The sequence below is a fragment of the Mesorhizobium sp. M0910 genome, from assembly GCF_040319465.1.
In the GTDB taxonomy this organism is placed as follows: Bacteria; Pseudomonadota; Alphaproteobacteria; order Rhizobiales; family Rhizobiaceae; genus Mesorhizobium.
On record NZ_JAMYNZ010000045.1, the window covers coordinates 1 to 1,227 of the forward strand.

At 65.8% G+C, this 1,227-nt stretch carries 1 protein-coding gene; it reads right to left on the bottom strand.

Annotation, left to right across the window (positions count from 1 at the left end; all coding sequences use genetic code 11):
• Window positions 1-16: 16 nt before the first annotated feature.
• Window positions 17-1,147: an IS481 family transposase gene (locus NKH78_RS32495; RefSeq protein ID WP_352509997.1), complete on the bottom strand. Its 1,131-nt coding sequence runs from the start codon at window positions 1,145-1,147 to the stop codon at window positions 17-19.
• Between the last annotated feature and the right edge of the window lie 80 nt (window positions 1,148-1,227).

Consider the following 1,227-nt stretch of genomic DNA (forward strand, 5'->3'; position numbering starts at 1 on the left):
CGAACAGTTTGCCATCCTATCGTTGGCTTGCATTGAGGTCGATGGTCTGGATTTTCTGGTGGCGGAAGTAGGCATCGAAGACGCCATCGGTTTCGGTTGGGCGGAAGGCGACGGCTTTGCCGGCAAAAGCCTTGCAGATCTTGACGGCATGCCCGAACAACGAGGTTGTGCCCTTCTGCTGGATTTTGCGGACCTGGTCGCCGGGCGCGTATTCGAACGGCTGGACGGCATCGGCGAAGTCGCGCGTCGAGGCACGATAGCGCTCGAGCGGCACAGCGTCGGCAATGGCCTGGTGCGGCCGCTCGGTGTTGTAGATGTGGCGCCATGCGTCGAAAGCGCACTGTGCCGCCTGCAGGCTGTCGAAGGGCGGGCCCTGCAGCGCCTCGGCCTTGAGCGTACGGTGGAACCGCTCCTCCTTGCCCAGCGTCTGTGGATGGCAGGGTCTGGAATGGCTGACCGACATGCCGTTCTCGATCAGCCAGACGCCGAGCATGGTGAAGTTGTTGCGGCCGCCGTCGCCCCAGGGCGGGCCGTTGTCGGTGGCGATGCGCCACGGCAGGCCATAGCGCCGGAAGGCCGTAATCAGGCGGGTTTTGACAGTTTCGGTGGTCTGGTCGGGGCAAGCTTCCAGCACCAGCGAGAACCGCGAATGATCGTCGAGCACGGTCAGCGGATGCAGCCGCCCGGCGCGCAACGGCACATGGCCCTTGAAGTCCATCTGCCACAGGTCGTTGGGCGCGGCGTGCTCGAAGCGGATGAACGCTTTGGCGCCGCCGCCCAGTGCGCCCAGTTCGACGCCGTTGCGGCGCAGGATGCCGGTCACCGTCGAGGCAGCCGGATGGCCAAACCCCTGGCGCGCCAGAACCCGGGCGATCTTGCGCCCGCCCCAGGCCGGATGCGTTGTGCGCACCGAAAGCGCTGCCGCCTCGATCGCGGGCGTGCTGCGCGTCGGGCTCGACTGCGGCCGGCGCGACCCCTCCAAAAGCCCGGCCGCGCCAAACGCCTGCCATCGCGCCAGCAACTTGTAAGCGCATGTTCGACCAATCCCAAAGCGTCGGCACAAGGCGCTCACATTCGCCCCCTCGGCCGTAGCCAGCCGCACAAACTCCAGCTTCTGTTTCATCGCGCTCGTGTCCTCGAATGGCATCCCGAACCCCCCAGCGCAAAGCGCGCCAAACTGTTCGCGATGTCCTCGCACACCTGTTCGCGATGTCCCCGGTCCAAACA